General features: G+C 69.3%; 17 protein-coding genes. 6 read left to right on the top strand and 11 right to left on the bottom strand.

All coding sequences use genetic code 11. From position 1 onward, the window contains the following. The first annotated feature begins 83 nt into the window (after positions 1–83). Complete coding sequence (locus RISW2_RS02415) at positions 84–1,496, top strand: M16 family metallopeptidase (RefSeq protein WP_043766122.1); 1,413 nt, start codon at positions 84–86, stop codon at positions 1,494–1,496. Beyond that, complete coding sequence (locus RISW2_RS02410; RefSeq protein ID WP_043766120.1) at positions 1,493–2,809, top strand: M16 family metallopeptidase; 1,317 nt, start codon at positions 1,493–1,495, stop codon at positions 2,807–2,809. The genes RISW2_RS02415 and RISW2_RS02410 overlap by 4 nt, the downstream gene beginning before the upstream one ends. Positions 2,810–2,847: 38 nt before the next feature. On the opposite strand, the gene smpB is transcribed toward RISW2_RS02410, so the two are convergent. From smpB to sfsA, 4 genes are all read right to left on the bottom strand, one after another. Then, positions 2,848–3,321, bottom strand: coding sequence for an SsrA-binding protein SmpB (gene smpB / locus RISW2_RS02405; protein WP_043766118.1), 474 nt, complete (start codon positions 3,319–3,321; stop codon positions 2,848–2,850). 78 nt (positions 3,322–3,399) lie between these two features. Continuing rightward, positions 3,400–4,551, bottom strand: coding sequence for an MFS transporter (locus RISW2_RS02400; RefSeq protein WP_162164308.1), 1,152 nt, complete (start codon positions 4,549–4,551; stop codon positions 3,400–3,402). Between the two features lie 19 nt (positions 4,552–4,570). Continuing rightward, on the bottom strand, positions 4,571–5,383 hold the full coding sequence (gene map, locus RISW2_RS02395) for a type I methionyl aminopeptidase (protein ID WP_043766115.1): 813 nt from the start codon (positions 5,381–5,383) through the stop codon (positions 4,571–4,573). Positions 5,384–5,471: 88 nt separating this feature from the next. Beyond that, positions 5,472–6,179: a DNA/RNA nuclease SfsA gene (sfsA, locus tag RISW2_RS02390; RefSeq protein WP_043766112.1), complete on the bottom strand. Its 708-nt coding sequence runs from the start codon at positions 6,177–6,179 to the stop codon at positions 5,472–5,474. 46 nt (positions 6,180–6,225) lie between these two features. Between sfsA and RISW2_RS02385 the strand changes: the two genes are divergently transcribed. The 4 genes from RISW2_RS02385 to RISW2_RS02370 are packed head-to-tail and all read left to right on the top strand — an operon-like array spanning position 6,226 to position 9,224. Further along, positions 6,226–6,945: a competence/damage-inducible protein A gene (locus RISW2_RS02385; RefSeq protein WP_043766110.1), complete on the top strand. Its 720-nt coding sequence runs from the start codon at positions 6,226–6,228 to the stop codon at positions 6,943–6,945. Continuing rightward, positions 6,942–7,676, top strand: a complete 735-nt coding sequence (locus RISW2_RS02380) for a GNAT family N-acetyltransferase (RefSeq protein ID WP_043766108.1) — start codon at positions 6,942–6,944, stop codon at positions 7,674–7,676. Before RISW2_RS02385 ends, RISW2_RS02380 begins: the two co-directional genes overlap by 4 nt. After that, positions 7,673–8,242 carry a peroxidase-related enzyme gene (locus RISW2_RS02375; protein WP_043766106.1) on the top strand — a complete coding sequence of 190 codons (570 nt, stop codon included), beginning with the start codon at positions 7,673–7,675 and terminating at the stop codon, positions 8,240–8,242. The genes RISW2_RS02380 and RISW2_RS02375 overlap by 4 nt, the downstream gene beginning before the upstream one ends. After that, the gene (locus tag RISW2_RS02370) at positions 8,214–9,224 is read left to right on the top strand and encodes an OmpA family protein (protein WP_043766103.1); all 1,011 of its coding nucleotides are present in this window, start codon (positions 8,214–8,216) and stop codon (positions 9,222–9,224) included. Before RISW2_RS02375 ends, RISW2_RS02370 begins: the two co-directional genes overlap by 29 nt. A gap of 42 nt (positions 9,225–9,266) precedes the next feature. Here RISW2_RS02370 and RISW2_RS02365 read toward each other — a convergent pair whose 3' ends face one another. The 7 genes from RISW2_RS02365 to RISW2_RS02335 all read right to left on the bottom strand — a co-directional run bounded on the left by RISW2_RS02365 (position 9,267) and on the right by RISW2_RS02335 (position 15,162). Beyond that, complete coding sequence (locus RISW2_RS02365; protein ID WP_051491754.1) at positions 9,267–10,808, bottom strand: alanine/glycine:cation symporter family protein; 1,542 nt, start codon at positions 10,806–10,808, stop codon at positions 9,267–9,269. A gap of 26 nt (positions 10,809–10,834) precedes the next feature. Continuing rightward, entirely contained in the window at positions 10,835–11,269 is a 435-nt protein-coding gene (locus tag RISW2_RS02360; protein ID WP_043766100.1) for a universal stress protein, read from the bottom strand. Positions 11,270–11,350: 81 nt separating this feature from the next. Beyond that, entirely contained in the window at positions 11,351–12,070 is a 720-nt protein-coding gene (locus tag RISW2_RS02355; protein ID WP_043766097.1) for a metallophosphoesterase family protein, read from the bottom strand. A gap of 126 nt (positions 12,071–12,196) precedes the next feature. Next, complete coding sequence (locus RISW2_RS02350; RefSeq protein ID WP_043766094.1) at positions 12,197–13,765, bottom strand: GMC family oxidoreductase; 1,569 nt, start codon at positions 13,763–13,765, stop codon at positions 12,197–12,199. A 16-nt stretch (positions 13,766–13,781) separates the two neighbouring features. Beyond that, entirely contained in the window at positions 13,782–14,306 is a 525-nt protein-coding gene (locus tag RISW2_RS02345) for a twin-arginine translocation pathway signal (protein ID WP_043766092.1), read from the bottom strand. Between the two features lie 59 nt (positions 14,307–14,365). Beyond that, positions 14,366–14,761 carry a VOC family protein gene (locus tag RISW2_RS02340; protein WP_043766089.1) on the bottom strand — a complete coding sequence of 132 codons (396 nt, stop codon included), beginning with the start codon at positions 14,759–14,761 and terminating at the stop codon, positions 14,366–14,368. A 107-nt stretch (positions 14,762–14,868) separates the two neighbouring features. Then, a complete protein-coding gene (locus tag RISW2_RS02335) occupies positions 14,869–15,162 on the bottom strand; it encodes a ribbon-helix-helix domain-containing protein (RefSeq protein ID WP_043766086.1) in 294 nt (97 codons plus the stop codon). Between the last annotated feature and the right edge of the window lie 3 nt (positions 15,163–15,165).

Below are 15,165 nucleotides of genomic sequence, written 5' to 3'. Positions count from 1 at the left end.
CCTTACAATTCTGTCAGGTTCCTTGAACTCCCGCAGGCAGCGCACAGGTGATGTGCATCGCACGACCGAGGAGGCTTCCTGACATGCTGAGACTGGCGACCGCCATCGCCGCTTTGGGGGCGTGCGCGCTGCCCGCCGCGGCCCAGAGCGTCGACGACCAGGTCACGACATTCACGCTCGACAACGGGATGGAGGTCGTGGTGATCGAGAACCACCGCGCCCCCGTGGTCACCCAGATGGTGTGGTATCGCGCCGGCTCGGCCGACGAGGAACGCGGCACCTCCGGGGTCGCGCACTTCCTCGAGCACCTGCTCTTCAAGGGCACGGAAACGCTGGAGCCCGGGGAGTTCAGCCGCGTCGTCGCGGCGAATGGCGGCACCGACAACGCCTTCACGTCCTTCGACTACACCGCCTATTTCCAGCGCGTGGCCGCGGACCGGCTCGACACGATGATGGAGATGGAGGCCGACCGCATGGTGAACCTGCGGCTGCGCCCCGAGGACATCGAGACCGAGCGCAACGTCATCCTCGAGGAGCGCAACCAGCGCGTCGAGAACGAGCCCGGCGCGCTGTTCCAGGAACAGATGCAGGCCGCGCTCTACCTCAACCATCCCTACGGCACGCCGATCATCGGCTGGAAGCACGAGATGGAGGCGCTCGACCTCGAGGCGGCGCAGGCCTATTACGACACGCATTACGCACCGAACAACGCGATCCTCGTGGTGTCGGGCGACGTGACGGCCGATGCCGTGCGCGAGATGGCGCAGGAGCATTACGGCGCGATCCCCTCCGACCCCGACGCGACCGACCGCGCCCGCCCGCAGGAGCCGCCGCAGCGTGCCGCGCGCCGCCTGACCTACAGCGATCCGCGGGTTGCGCAACCCTACGTCCTGCGCAACTACCTCGCGCCCGAGCGTGATCCGGGCGAGCAGGAACGCGCCGCGGCGCTGGTCATCCTGGCCGAGATCCTCGGCGGCGGGCAGACCTCGGTGCTGAGCCGCGAGCTGCAGTTCGAATCCCAGGCGGCGGTCTACACGAGCGCCTTCTACAACGCGACCTCGGTCGACGATTCGAGCTTCGGCCTCGTGGTTGTGCCGGCCGAGGGCGTGAGCCTGCGCGCCGCGGAGGACGCGCTCGACCGCGTGCTGCGCGAATTCGTCGAGGAGGGCGTCGATCCCGAGCAGCTCGAGCGGATCAAGTTCCAGCTGAAGGCGCAGCAGATCTACGAGCTCGACAATTCGGACGGGCTCGCGCGGCGCTACGGCGCGGCACTGGCGACCGGCCTGACCGTCGAGGACGTGCAGGCCTGGCCGGACGTGCTGCAGGCCGTCACCGAGGACGACATCATCGAGGCCGCGCGTGCCGTGTTCGACCCGGCGAAGTCCGTGACCGGCTGGCTGACCGGCACCGCCGGCGATGCGCCGGCCGAGGCCGAGGCCGAACCCGCCGCCGCAAGCGAGGGCACCGAGGCGCCGAGCGAGGAGATCACCCAATGAAAGAGCTGGCATTCCTGATCGCGGGCCTCGCCTGGGCCGTGCCTGCCGCGGCCGAGGTCGACATCCAGGAGGTCACGACCGAGGCGGGCCACCAGGCCTGGCTGGTCGAGGATCCCTCGATCCCCTTCGTGTCGCTCGAGATCAGCTTCCAGGGCGGCAGCGTGCTCGACCCCGACGGCAAGGAAGGCGCGGTGAACCTGATGACCGGCCTCCTCGAGGAGGGCGCCGGGTCCTACGACGCGCGCGGCTTCGCCGCCGCGGAGGAGGCCCTTGCCGCATCCTTCGGGTACGATTCGGGCCAAGATTCCGTGTCCGTCTCGGCCCGCTTCCTGACCGAGAACCGCGACGAGGCCGTGGCGCTGCTGCGCGAGAGCCTCGTGAACCCGGCTTTCGACCAGGAGGCCATCGACCGGGTCCGCGCGCAGGTCATGTCGGGGCTGCGGTCCGACGCGATGGACCCCAACGCCATCGCAGACCGGCGCGCCTCGGAACTGGCCTTCGGCGACCATCCCTACGCTCGGCCGCATGACGGCACGCTCGAAAGCGTGGCCGCGCTGACCCGTGACGACATCGTCGCCGCCCACGAGGCGACGATGGTGCGCGACCGCGTGTTCATCGGCGCCGCGGGCGATATCTCGGCCGAAGAGCTGTCGGCGCTCATCGACGACCTGCTGGAGGGGCTGCCCGAAACCGGCCCGGCCCTGCCCGGGCCGGCCGAGGTCGCGCTCGACGGCGGGGTGACGGTGGTGCCCTTCGACACGCCGCAATCGGTCGCGGTGTTCGGCCAGGAAGGCATCGACCGCCACGATCCCGACTTCTTCGCCGCCTTCGTGATGAACCAGATCCTCGGCGGCGGCGGGTTCGAGGCGCGCCTGATGAACGAGGTCCGCGAGAAGCGCGGGCTGACCTACGGCGTCTATTCCTACCTCGCCAACCGCGACTACGCCGACCTCGTGATGGGCCGGGTGTCGTCCGCCAACGACCGCATCGCCGAGGCCATCGACGTCATCCGCGACGAATGGACCCGCATGGCCGAGGAAGGCGTCACCGAGGACGAGCTCGCGCAGGCCAAGACCTACCTGACCGGGGCCTACCCGCTGCGGTTCGACGGCAACGGCGCCATCGCGGACATCCTCGTCGGCATGCAGATGGAAGGGCTCGACCCCGACTACGTCAACACGCGAAACGACAAGGTCGAGGCCGTGACGCTCGAGGACGTGCGGCGCGTCGCGGGAGAGCTCCTGCACGAGGACAACCTGCGCTTTGTCGTGGTGGGCCAGCCCACCGGCCTCGAGGGCTCCGCGACGCAGTGACCCGCTGACGCCGGCCTCCCTCCGCGGGGGCCGGCGGCCTAGCTGTGTTCCTTCAGCAGGCGCTGCTTCTGGCGGTTCCAGTCGCGCTTGGCCGCGGTTTCGCGCTTGTCCACGGTCTTCTTGCCCTTGGCGATGGCGATCTTGATCTTCGCGATGCCGCGGTGGTTGAAGTAGAGGACCAGCGGCACGAGCGTCATGCCCTTGCGGCTCGTCTCGTTCCACATGCGGCTCAGTTCGCGCTTGGACGCCAGCAGCTTGCGCGGCCTGCGGTCCTCGTGCCCGAACATCGCCTGCTCGTAGGGCGCGATGTAGCTGTTCACCAGCCACAGCTCGCCGTCCTTCACCTCGGCATAGCTCTCGGCGATGTTGGCGGTGTTCAGACGCAGCGACTTCACCTCGGAGCCCATGAGCACGATGCCGCACTCGATGTCCTCCTCGATCGCGTAGTCGAAACGCGCCCGCCGGTTCTCGGCGATCACCTTGTAGTTCTTGTCGCTCTGATCCTTGGCCATGACGTCACCGGGTATCGGAAGGGGCTGTGCCTGTCCATGACATAGGTGTGACGGCGCGCCTGTGCCAGCCGGGGCGTATCAGCCCGCACCGAGGCTCCTGAGCCGTGCCGCCCGGTGCGACCAGAGGATGTGTCCGAGAGCGAGGAACGCCGCGATGCCGCCCGCGACGCCGAGCGCGCCGGTGCCGGCCGAGGACAGCACCGCGCCACCCACGGCCGAGCCGATGGCGCTGCCCACGTAGATCGCCGCGGCGTTCAGCGCGAGGACGACGCTCGCCTCCTCCGGCGCAAGCGACAGGAGCCGCACCTGTTGGCCCGCCATGAACGACCAGCCGACTAGCGACCAGACGAAGCAGAGGAGCAGCACCAGCGCGGGCGGATAGGGCAGGCCCGAGAAGGCCGGCATCAGCACGATCTGCGCGATGCAGAGCGTGACCATCGTCGGCACCGCGCCCAGCCGGTCGGCCATCCAGCCGCCGCCGAGATTGCCGATGACCGCCCCCACGCCGAAGACGACCAGCGCCAGCGTCACGCCGTCGCGGCCCCAGCCCATCGTCTCGGACAGGAGCGGCCCGACAAAGGTGTAGAGGACGAAGATCGCGCCAAGAAACGACGTGGTGAAGAGGATGGCCCCCATGACCAGCCCGTCACGCAGCACGATGCCCAGGTCCGACAGGGCGACCGGGCGGAACCGCAGGCCGCGCGGGACGCGCGTCCAGACGAGCCAGATGCCCGCGAGCGCCACGGCCAGCACGACCCAGAACGCCGCGCGCCAGCCGAAGGTGTAGGCGATCCAGCCGCCCGCCGGCACGCCCGCGACCTGCGCGAGCGTCAGACCGAAGACCACCGCGGCGAGCGCCCTGCCCCGCGTCTCGGGCGGCGACAGCGCCGCGGCGACCGCCGCCGAGACCGGCGTGAACATCCCCGCGCCTGCGGCGGCGAGTGCCCGCGCGCCCATCAGGACCGGAAGCGAGGGCGCCAGCGCGCAGAGCGCCATGCCGAGGGCGAAGATCGCGAGTCCCGCCGCCAGCACGCGCCTGCGGCCCACGGCCCCCGTAAGCGACACGAGGACCGGCGACAGGACGGCATAGGACAGCGCGTAGACGGTCATCAGCCAGCCCGCGGTGCCGCTCGAGACCGCGAAGGCATCCGCGACAGGGCGCAGGAACCCGATCACCACGAACGCGCCCATGCCGATGACGAAATTGCAGGCCGAGAGGGTCCAGATCACCGCGCGCGGTGCGCCCGCCTCAGCCATAGGTCGGGTGGAAAAGGCCCCCTGGGGACAGGGTGAAGATGTCCGCACCGTCCGCCGTGACGCCCACGGAATGCTCGAACTGCGCCGACAGCGACTTGTCCCGGGTCACCGCCGTCCAGTCGTCGGCCAGCACCTTGGTCTCGGGGCGGCCGAGATTTACCATCGGCTCGATGGTGAAGAACATGCCTTCCTCGAGCACCGGTCCGGTGCCCGCGCGGCCGTAATGCAGCACGTTCGGCGGCGCGTGGAACACGCGGCCGAGCCCGTGGCCGCAGAAGTCGCGCACGACCGACATGCGCTGGCTTTCCACGTAGGCCTGGATGGCGTTGCCGATATCGCCGAAGGTGTTTCCGGGCTTCACCGCCTCGATGCCGATCATCAGGCTGTCATGCGTGACCTGGATCAGGCGCTCGGCCTTGCGGCTGAGCTTGCCCGCCACGTACATCCGTGAGGTGTCGCCGAACCAGCCGTCGACGATCACCGTGATGTCGATGTTCAGGATGTCGCCATCCTTGAGCGTCTTGGCTCCGGGGATGCCATGGCAGACCACGTGGTTCACGCTGATGCACGAGGCGTGCTGGTAGCCCTTGTAGCCGATGGTCGCCGAGGTCGCGCCTTCCTCCTCGATCCGGTTCCGGATGAAGTCGTCGATGGTGGCCGTGGCCTGACCCGGGATCACGAGGTCGGCCACCTCGTCGAGCAGGCGCGCGGCTAGGGCGCCGGCCCTGCGCATGCCGGCGAAGTCCTCGGATTCGTGAATTCGTATGCCGTCCCTCGTCAGGCGGCCGCGCGGTTCCTCGTTCAACCTTTCGGTCCTTCGCTGTGTCGAGACAGAGTCCTAATGCGGATGGTCGCGTATTTCCAGTGGATTGCTGCGACGCAGCTTGACGCCGTCATGAGATCGTGAACGGCAGGGAATCGGCGAGCGTCGCGCCCTCGGGCGAAAGGCGGCACCCGAGCGCGACCGTTTCGACGCCCGCCGCGCGGGCGGCGCGGAACCTCTCCGTGTAGGTCGGGTCGATGTCGGCGGCGAGCGTCACCTGCCGCGCGTCGGTGCGCTGCACCACGAAGAGCATGACGGCGCGGTCGCCGCGCGCCGCGACCGCGGCGAGTTCGTCGAGATGGCGCGCCCCGCGCGCCGTCACGCTGTCGGGGAACTCAGCGACACCCGCGCTGCGCGACAGCGTGACCGACTTCACCTCGACCCAGGCGTCCCTCAAGCCTTCCTGCTGCAACAGGAAATCGACGCGGCTCCGTTCGCCGTAGCGGCGTTCGGGCAGCACCGTGCAGTATGCCTCGAGGCCCGGGACGCTGCCCGCCTCGAGCGCCGCGCGCACCAGCCGGTTTGGCAGGCCGGTATCGACGCCCACGAAATGCCCGTCGGGCAGCGCGGAAAGCTTCCACGCGAAGCCGAGCTTGCGGCGCGGATCGTCGTTCGGTTCGAGCCAGACCGCCGTGCCGGGCTCCGCGAGCCCCAGCATGGAGCCCGGGTTGGCCACGTGCGCGGTGACCTCGCGCCCGTCCTCGAGCCGGACATCCGCAAGGAACCGTTTGTAGCGCCGGAGCAGCACGGCCGGCACGAGAGGGGTTTGAAAGCGCATGGGGCGGCCCTATACCTCGCCCCTGTCCCACGCGAAAGGAGGAGCCATGCCCAATCCGACCGCCGCCATGCTCGTGATCGGGGACGAGATCCTCTCGGGCCGGACCCGCGACGCGAACCTCGCCCATCTCGCCCAGGAATTCACCGCGGCGGGGATCGACCTGCGCGAGGCGCGGGTGGTGTCGGACGACGAGGCGGCGATCGTCGAGGCGGTCAACGCGCTGCGGGCACGCTACGACGTGGTGGTGACCTCGGGCGGGATCGGCCCGACCCATGACGACATCACCGCCGACAGCATCGCGCGGGCCTTCGGCGTGCCCATCGACGTGCGAGAGGACGCCCGCGCGCTGATGGAGGCGCATTACGCGGTCACCGGGCGCGAGATGAACGAGGCGCGGCTCCGGATGGCACGCATCCCCGACGGCGCCACGCTGATCGTGAACGCGGTGTCCGCGGCGCCCGGCTTCACGCTCGAGAACGTGCACGTGATGGCGGGGGTGCCGTCGGTCTTCCGCGCGATGCTCGCGGAGGTCCTGCCGACGCTCAACGGCGGCAAGCCGCTCCTCAGCGAGCAGATCCGGGTCGAGAAGGCCGAGGGCGACATCGCCGGGCCGCTGCGCCAGATCGCGGGCGAGTTCGCCGACCTCTCCTTCGGCTCCTACCCCTTCAGCGAGAACGGCGTCTACGGCGCGAACATCGTGATCCGCGGCACCGACGCCGACCGGATCGGCGTCGCGGCAGCACGGATCGCGGACGCGATCGGATGAGGCCGGATCTCGCCGCGCTCTACGCGGCGACGGAGGCCACGTGGCCGCCCGCGCGGCGCCTGCCGCGGCAAGGCTTCGTGCTGCGCGCAGGCGCGGGCGGCGGGCAGCGCGTCTCGGCCGCGACCGCGCGCGAGGGCTGGACCGAAGACGACATCGCCGGCGCGGAGGACGGCATGCGCGCCCTGGGACAGCGGCCGCTCTTCATGGTGCGGATGGGCGAGGACGCGCTCGACGCGGCCCTTGCCGCGCGCGGCTACACGCTCGTCGATCCGGTGAACGTCTGGGTGGCGCCGGTCGGCCGCTTTTCCGGCATGGCGCTGCCGCGGGTCACCGTCTTCGACCTGTGGGAGCCGCTTGCGATCATGCGCGAGATCTGGGCCGCGGGCGGCGTCGGCCCGGAGCGGCTGGCGGTGATGGCGCGCGTCGCGGGCCCGCGCACGGCGCTGTTCGGGCGGATCCGGGACAAGCCCGGCGGCGTCGGCTTCTGCGCGATCCACGACGGCACGGCGATGGTGCACGCGCTCGAGATCGCGGCCGCGCAGCGGCGGCAGGGCCTCGGGCGCTGGATGATGATCGCGGCCGCGCAGTGGGCGGAACGGAACGGAGCCACGCACATCGCCGTTCTGTGCACGGTGGCCAATGACGGCGCGAACGGCCTCTATGCCGCGCTTGGGTTCGAACCGGCGGGGCGCTATCACTATCGCAGGACGACGCTGGAGGACGCAGAGTGAGCGACGACAGACCGACCGCCCTCGACCTGCCGGAGGTGGACCCGCTGCCGCCCGAGACGCGACGCTACTTCGACATCTGCGACGAGAAGCTCGGCATGGTGCCGAACGTGCTGCGCGCGCATGCCTTCGACATCGACAAGCTCAACGCCTTCACCGGGCTCTACAACGAGCTGATGCTGGCGGATTCGGGCCTCTCGAAGCTCGAGCGCGAGATGATCGCGGTCGTGGTCTCGAGCGTGAACCGCTGCTTCTACTGCCTGACGGCGCATGGCGCGGCGGTGCGCCAGCTGTCGGGCGACCCGAAGCTTGGAGAGATGATGGTGATGAACTGGCGCGTGGCGGACCTTGCGCCGCGCCACCGGGCGATGCTGGCCTTCGCCGAGCGCGTGACCCGGGCCTCTTCCGAGATCGAGGAGACGGACCGCGAGGCGCTGCGCGCCGTGGGCTTCACCGAGCGCGACATCTGGGACGTCATCAATGTCGCGGCCTTCTTCAACATGACGAACCGGGTCGCGTCGGCGACCGGCATGGTCCCGAATGACGATTATCACGGGCAGGCGCGCTAGCGCCGCCCTGGCGCTCTGGCTGGCCGCCGCCGGCGCCGCGGCGCAGGTCCTGCCCGACCTGCCGCTGCCCGAGGGCGGCGTCCGGACCGTGGCCGAAGTCGAGGCGGGCGCGCGCTACCGGCTGCCGACCGGGGCGTGGACCGCCGCGCAGGGTCTGCCGACGCGGCGCGTGGACGGACAGGTGTCGCGGGCGGCGTGGCGGATTCCAGGGGGCACGATGACGCCCGGACAAGTCGTGGCGCCCATCCGTGACGCGCTCGACGCCGCCGGCTGGACGATCCTGCTCGACTGCGCGTCCGAGGGCTGCGGCGGCTTCGACTTCCGCTTCGAGACCGAGGTCCTGCCCGCGCCCGACATGTACGTGAACCTGACCGATTACCACTTCCTGTCCGCCGAGGCGCCGGACGGCGCGGCGGTGCTGGGCGTTCTGGTGAGCCGCAGCGCGGCGGACGGTTTCGTGCAGGTGATCGGTGCCATCCCCGGCCCCGCGCCCGAAAGCCCCTTTCCCGTGCCGGTGATCGACCCCGATGATGCCGCGCCCGCCCTGCCCATCCCCGCGACGCAGGGGCTGCCGTCGACCGCGGGCAGCATGACGGGATCGGGGCCAGCCGTGGTGGCGACGCTCGAGGCCGAGGGGCACGCGATCCTCACCGACATGCAGTTCGAGAGCGGGGATTCGAGCCTCGGGGACGCGGAGGTCGCGTCGCTCGACGCGATCGCAGACTACCTCTACGCCAATCCCGACCGACGCGTGCTGTTCGTGGGCCATACCGACGCGACCGGGTCGCTCGAGGCCAACCGCGCCCTGTCGCGCGACCGCGCCGGCGCCGCCGTCGCCTACCTGCGCGACCGGCACGGCCTCGGCGCCGACCGCATCTCGGCGGACGGGGCGGGCTACCTCGCGCCCGTCGCCTCCAATCTCGACGCGGACGGGCGGATCAGGAACCGCCGGGTCGAGGCGGTGCTGCTGCCCGGGGAATGACCGGGGCGCGGCGATGACACCGCGACCCGGTCCCGGTTTAACTTAGACGTACTTCTTGATCTCGCCCGACCGCAGCCGGCGCACGTAGCTGTCGAGCTCGCCGCGCACGATGGGCATGAGCAGGTAGAGCGCGATCACGTTGACCACCGCCATCGAGAACAGCATCGCGTCCGAGAAGTCGATGACCGGCCCGAGGCTCGCCGCCGAGCCGATGATGATGAAGAAGCAGAAGATCACCTTGAAGATCACCTCCTTCACCTTCCCCTCGCCGAAGATGTAGGTCCACGCCTTCAGCCCGTAATAGGACCACGACAGCATGGTCGAGAACGCGAAGAGCACCACGGCGATCGCGAGCAGTACCGGAAACCACGGCAGGACCTGCGCGTAGGCGGCGGATGTCAGTTCGACCCCGGTCACGTCGCCCTCGGTCGCGATGCGGCCGAGCTCGGCGTTCCAGACGTAGAGCCCGGTTTCGGGATCGACGTTCAGGACGCCGGTGATGACGATCACGAGCGCGGTCATGGTGCAGATCACCACCGTGTCGATGAAGGGTTCGAGCAGCGCGACGTAGCCTTCGGTCACGGGCTCCTTCGTCCGCACCGCCGAGTGCGCGATGGCGGCCGACCCGATGCCCGCCTCGTTCGAGAACGCCGCACGCCGGAACCCCTGGATCAGCGCGCCGGTGAACCCGCCGAGCACGCCGAGACCGGTGAACGCGCCCTCGAGGATGCGGCCGAACGCCCAGAGGATCTCGTCGTAGTTCACGATCAGGATGATGATGGACACGATCACGTAGAAGATGCCCATGAACGGCACGACCTTCTCGGTCACCCGCGCGATCGACCGCAGGCCGCCGACGATCACCGCGAACACGACCCCCGCGAGCAGGACGCCCGTGATCCATCCCGGGTAGTCCCCTAGGACGCCCGCGAGCTGGGCATGCGCCTGGTTGGCCTGGAACATGTTGCCGCCGCCCAGCGCGCCGAGGATGGTGAAGATGCAGAAGAGGATCGCGAAGGCCCCACCGCCCGGCAGCCCCCGCTCGCGGAAGCCCTTGGTCATGTAGTACATGGGGCCGCCCGAGACGGTGCCGTCGGGATACTCGTTGCGGTACTTCACGCCGAGCGTGCATTCGGTGAACTTGGTCGCCATGCCGAAGAGGCCGGCGATGATCATCCAGAACGTGGCGCCGGGACCGCCGATGCTGACGGCCACCGCGACGCCCGCGATGTTGCCGAGCCCGACCGTGCCCGAGAGGGCCGTGGCGAGCGCCTGGAAATGGCTGACCTCGCCCGCGTCGTTCGGGTCGGAATAGTCGCCCCTCACCAGCCGGATCGAGTGGACGAAGCCCTTGAGCTGGATGAAGCCGAAATAGAAGGTAAAGATCAGCGCCGCCACGACGAGCCAGAGCGCGATCCACGAGAAGTTGGTGCCGGGAAGGTCGGCGAAGATCAGCGCGACGTACCAGCCCGTGTAGTCGGCGAAGATCTGGTTGATGGTGGCATCGAGGCCGGCCTCCTGCGCAAGCGCCGGGGCGGACGACAGGACGAGGGCGGTCAGCGCCGCGAAGATGCGGAAGATCATGCGTTTCTCCTTTTCGGGCGCGTGCATCAGGGAACGATGGTGCAGGGCAACGTGGCGATCTGGACGAGCGTGCCGGCCGTGGAGCCGAACATGCGCGCGGCAAGGCCGCCATTGCCGTCCCGTCCCACGACCATCTGCGTCGCCCCGGTGTCGCGGGCGATGGTCACCAGCATCTCGGCCGAGTGTCCGTAGCGGATCTGCGCCTCGATGCTCACGCCGCTGCCGGCCAGCTTCTCGAGCACGGGGTCGAGGACGGCGGTCTGCGCGCGGCTGACCTCTTCCTTGCGGCGCTTGTGGCGTTCCGCGAGTTCCTCGTTCGAAAGGAAGCTGTAAGGCGACCATTCCAGCACGTAGGCGAGCACGATGCTCGCGCCCTGCGACTGCGCGAGCTTGACCGCGAAGTCGAGCGCGCGCCGCGCCGCCGGGCTTCCGTCAAAGCCGACAACGATCCTGTCCGGCATCTCTGACCCCCATCCCTGTTTTTTTCTGTTAATCTTTTCAGCCTATGGCCGTGAAACGACACGTCTACAAAAAAGTGTCGCTCAGAGCGGGCCAAGACGCAGGCGCCCCGCCTCGGTCAGAAGGTGGGCATCGCGCCCCAGGATCAGTGCGGCACAGAGCGGGCGGCCGAATCCGGTGCCGCCGTCGAGGTTCAGCCGGTTGCCGAAATGGGCAGGCCCCTCGACCGCCGTGTGGCCGTGCACCACGAGCCGGCCGTGGTCGCGCCGGTCCTCGAGAAAGCCCTCGCGGATCCAGAGCAGGTCGCGCTCCACCTGCTGGTCGAGGCTCCGTCCGGGACGGATGCCCGCATGCGCGAATACCTGCGGCCCGGTGACGTGCATCAGCCGGAGGGTGCGCAGGAATTCCACATGCGCGTCCGGCACCTGCGTGCGTGCCTCCTCCCGCAGCGCGCCGAGCGGCATGCGTCGGTCGGCCGTCACCCCGTAGGAGGCCAGCGTCTGCACCCCTCCGAGATTCGTGGACAGCCAGTTGCGCATGCGCCCGTCGTCGGGCGCGTCGGGGTCGAGGAAATCGCGCAGGAACCGGTCGTGGTTGCCGGCAAGCGTGATCCAGGGCGCCCCGTCGCGCTGCCCCTCGATCAGCCGGTCGAGAACGCCGCGGCTGTCGGGCCCCCGGTCGATGTAGTCGCCGAGAAAGACCACCGGCGCGCCGGCCTCGGGGTCGGTGTCGATGAGGCGCAGGACCCGGTCCAGTTCGGACAGGTGTCCGTGGATGTCGCCGACGGCAAAGATCGGGTCCATGGCGCGCCTCCTGGTCGTTGCCTTCCCCGAGGGGTAGCGCTCGGGGCGACAGACGCAATCCCTCGGGGCAAAACGAAAACGGGGCGCCCCCGAAGGGACGCCCCGCCCGACCCGAGGGGCCGAGGGTCAGAGGTTGCCGCGGCTCAGCTCGCCCGCGATGTGGTCCGCCTGCCGGATCGCGAGCGCCACGATGGTCAGCGTCGGGTTCTCCGCCGCGCCGGTCGTGAACTGCGAGCCGTCCGAGACGAAGAGGTTCGGCACGTCGTGCGCCCGTCCATTGCGGTCGACGACGCCGTCCTCCGGCCGCTCGGACATCCGGTTGGTGCCGAGGTTGTGCGTCGAGGGATAGGGCGGCGTCGGCATGGTGCGCGTGGCGCCCATGGCATCGTAGATGGCCGCGCCCTGCTTGTAGGCGTGGTTGCGCATCGCGATGTCGTTGGCGTGGTCCGAGAAGTTCACGTTCACGACCTTGAGCCCGAACTGGTCCTCGGTGTCCGACAGGGTGACGCGGTTCGACTCCTGCGGCATGTCCTCGCCCACGATCCACATGCCGGCCATGTTCTCGTAGGAATCGAGCGCGGTGGTGAACTCGCGCCCCCAGGCGCCCGGGTCGAGGAACGCCGCCATGAACGGCAGGCCGAGGCTCAGCGTCTCGAGCTCGTAGCCGCCGACGAACCCGCGCGAGGGATCGTGCCGCGCCTCGTCCTGGACGATGCCGGCCATCGTGGTGCCGCGCCACATGCGCACCGGCTTCTCGAAGGTCGCGTAGACCGACCCGGTGGTGTGGCGCATGTAGTTGCGTCCCACCTGCCCCGAGCTGTTGGCGAGCCCGTCCGGGAACATCGACGAGGCCGAGTTCAAGAGCAGCCGCGGGCTCTCGAACGAGTTGCCGGCGACGCAGACCACCTTGGCCCGCTGCATCTGCAGGGCGCCGTCCGCGTCGAAGTACTCGACGCCCGTGACCCTGCCGCTGTCGTCGTGCAGGATGCGGGCCACGTGCGCACGCTCGCGCACCTCGAGGTTGCCGGTCGCCTCGCCGCGCGGGATGTCGGTGTAGGCGGCCGACCACTTGGCGCCCCACTTGCAGCCCTGGAAGCAGAAGCCGGTCTGCTGGCAGGCCATCCGATCGTCGTTGTCGACCGCGTTGATCGCCATCCGGCCGGTATGGACCTCGGTGTAGCCGAGCTTCTTGGCGCCGGCCTCGAACACCTTGTAGTTGTTGTTGCCCGGAAGCCCCGGCAGGTTGTTGGTGAGCGTCACGCCGAGCTTCTTCTCGGCGAGGTCGTACCACGGCGCCATCTCGTCGGCATCGATCGGCCAGTCGAGAAGGTTCGCGCCCTCGACCGCGCCGTAGGTGCTGAGCGCCTTCCACTCGTGCGGCTGGAAGCGGATAGAGGCGCCGGCCCAGTGGGTCGTGGTGCCGCCCACCGCCTTGACGATCCACGCCGGCAGGCCGGAGAAGTCCTTGGCGACCCTCCAGTCGCCCGACGTGGTGCGCGGGTCGAGCCAGGCGAGCTGCCCGAAGCTTTCCCACTCGTCGTTGATGTAGTCCTCGGGCAGATAGCGCCCGCCGGCCTCGAGCGCGACGACGCTCACGCCCTTCTGGGCAAGCTCGTTGGCAAGGACGCCGCCGCCCGCGCCGGTGCCAATGATGACGACGACGCTGTCGTCGTTCCTGTCGAATGGTGCAGCCATGAGTGCGTCTCCCCCCTCAGATCCACGAGATGTCGTCGAAGCCGCGCATGATGTAGCCGCCCTGCGAATAGGACTCGCCCTCGTACCCGAAGATTGGCCATACCGCCTTCTGGTTGTAGAGGCCGGTCACGAGACCGCCGCGGATGCGCTGGAAGAACGGCGTGTCCTCGATCGCGCGCAGAATCCCGACGCGCTCGGCCTCCCACCCGGCGTCGAGGTATTGGCCAAAGCCCATCTCGCCCGCCTTCGCGTTCAGCATCTCGATGCCGTCCTCGGCGAAATCCACCTCGTCCGGCACGTCGTAGCCCTTGACCGCGGCGGCGTAGTACTGGTCGCCGACCTTGTCGTGGGGGTAGATGTCCCGCGCCATCTGGATCAGCGTCGCCATCGTGTCGGGCTTCAGCGCGTTCATCTCGGTGGCCCAGGCGGCGTCGCGCCCCGCCACGAAGGTGGCGCCGACGACGAAGCCCGCCCCCGCCGCGACGCCGCGCGACAGAAGCTGGCGGCGCGTCAGCGTCCGCAGCGACAATGTCTCTTGCATTCCCATTTCCTCCCTTATGAAGACCGCGGGCCGCCCTCCCCGACGGCCCGCGGTCCGGATCACTTGAAGCGGCCGGACCGTTCGAGCACCTCGATCTGGTAGCCGTCCGGATCGGCGACGAAGAAGAAGCGCCCGACGAGCGTGCCGCCCGGCGCGAATTCGACCAGCTTGCGCGGGTTGAGGCCCTCGGCCTCGAAACGGGCATGTTCGGCGTCGAGATCGGCCACCGACACCGCGAGGTGGCCGTAGCCGTCGCCGAGATCGTAGGGCTCGGTCCGACCCTTGTTCACGGTCAGTTCGAGCTCGAATTCCTGCTCGGAATTCGACATGTAGATCAGCGTGAAGTCGTCGAAATCGAGCCTGTCCGCGATCTCGAGCCCGAACGCCTTTTCATAGAACGCTACCGATCGTGCCTCGTCGAGCACGCGAATCATGCTGTGGATGGCCTTCGCCATGTCGCCTCCGTCGCGGTTGAACGACGGAAGGATCGCGCGCGGGCCCGGGCCCGGGGTAGTAGACCGATACTACAGGTCTACGCCTTTGGTCGTAGAGCGCGCCGCGGTCACTGCGCCGCGATCATGGGCGCGTCCGGGGCCCCCTGCCGCGAGAGGTAGATCAGGCAGGTCGTGCGCAGGAGCGAGGTGAAGTTCTCGGGTTCGCCGCGCAGGTCCAGCACCTCGCTGTGCAGCTTGGACAGGAAGCAGGGCGTCGACACGCCGTCGAACGCCGCGATCTCGTCGAGGGTATCCCAGAACGCGTTCTCGAGCCGGATGCTCGTGCTCTGGCCGTTGAGCCTGAGGCGCCGCGTGGTCGAGGCGTAGCGGGCGGGATCCTGTCCCGCGAAGACCTGGCACATGAT

The sequence above is a fragment of the Roseivivax isoporae LMG 25204 genome, assembly GCF_000521865.1.
Classification (GTDB): domain Bacteria; phylum Pseudomonadota; class Alphaproteobacteria; order Rhodobacterales; family Rhodobacteraceae; genus Roseivivax; species Roseivivax isoporae.
This window is presented reverse-complemented; position numbering and strand designations above follow the sequence as displayed.

Bases quoted from the DNA above. Each gene is read 5' to 3' on its own strand.
- RISW2_RS02415 (WP_043766122.1), top strand. From the start codon at position 84: ATGCTGAGACTGGCGACCGCCATCGCCGCTTTGGGGGCGTGCGCGCTG.
- RISW2_RS02410 (WP_043766120.1), top strand. From the start codon at position 1,493: ATGAAAGAGCTGGCATTCCTGATCGCGGGCCTCGCCTGGGCCGTGCCT.
- smpB (WP_043766118.1), bottom strand. From the start codon at position 3,321: ATGGCCAAGGATCAGAGCGACAAGAACTACAAGGTGATCGCCGAGAAC.
- sfsA (WP_043766112.1), bottom strand. From the start codon at position 6,179: ATGCGCTTTCAAACCCCTCTCGTGCCGGCCGTGCTGCTCCGGCGCTAC.
- RISW2_RS02385 (WP_043766110.1), top strand. From the start codon at position 6,226: ATGCCCAATCCGACCGCCGCCATGCTCGTGATCGGGGACGAGATCCTC.
- RISW2_RS02380 (WP_043766108.1), top strand. From the start codon at position 6,942: ATGAGGCCGGATCTCGCCGCGCTCTACGCGGCGACGGAGGCCACGTGG.
- RISW2_RS02370 (WP_043766103.1), top strand. From the start codon at position 8,214: ATGACGATTATCACGGGCAGGCGCGCTAGCGCCGCCCTGGCGCTCTGG.
- RISW2_RS02365 (WP_051491754.1), bottom strand. From the start codon at position 10,808: ATGATCTTCCGCATCTTCGCGGCGCTGACCGCCCTCGTCCTGTCGTCC.
- RISW2_RS02360 (WP_043766100.1), bottom strand. From the start codon at position 11,269: ATGCCGGACAGGATCGTTGTCGGCTTTGACGGAAGCCCGGCGGCGCGG.
- RISW2_RS02355 (WP_043766097.1), bottom strand. From the start codon at position 12,070: ATGGACCCGATCTTTGCCGTCGGCGACATCCACGGACACCTGTCCGAA.
- RISW2_RS02350 (WP_043766094.1), bottom strand. From the start codon at position 13,765: ATGGCTGCACCATTCGACAGGAACGACGACAGCGTCGTCGTCATCATT.
- RISW2_RS02345 (WP_043766092.1), bottom strand. From the start codon at position 14,306: ATGCAAGAGACATTGTCGCTGCGGACGCTGACGCGCCGCCAGCTTCTG.
- RISW2_RS02340 (WP_043766089.1), bottom strand. From the start codon at position 14,761: ATGGCGAAGGCCATCCACAGCATGATTCGCGTGCTCGACGAGGCACGA.
- RISW2_RS02335 (WP_043766086.1), bottom strand. From the start codon at position 15,162: ATGTGCCAGGTCTTCGCGGGACAGGATCCCGCCCGCTACGCCTCGACC.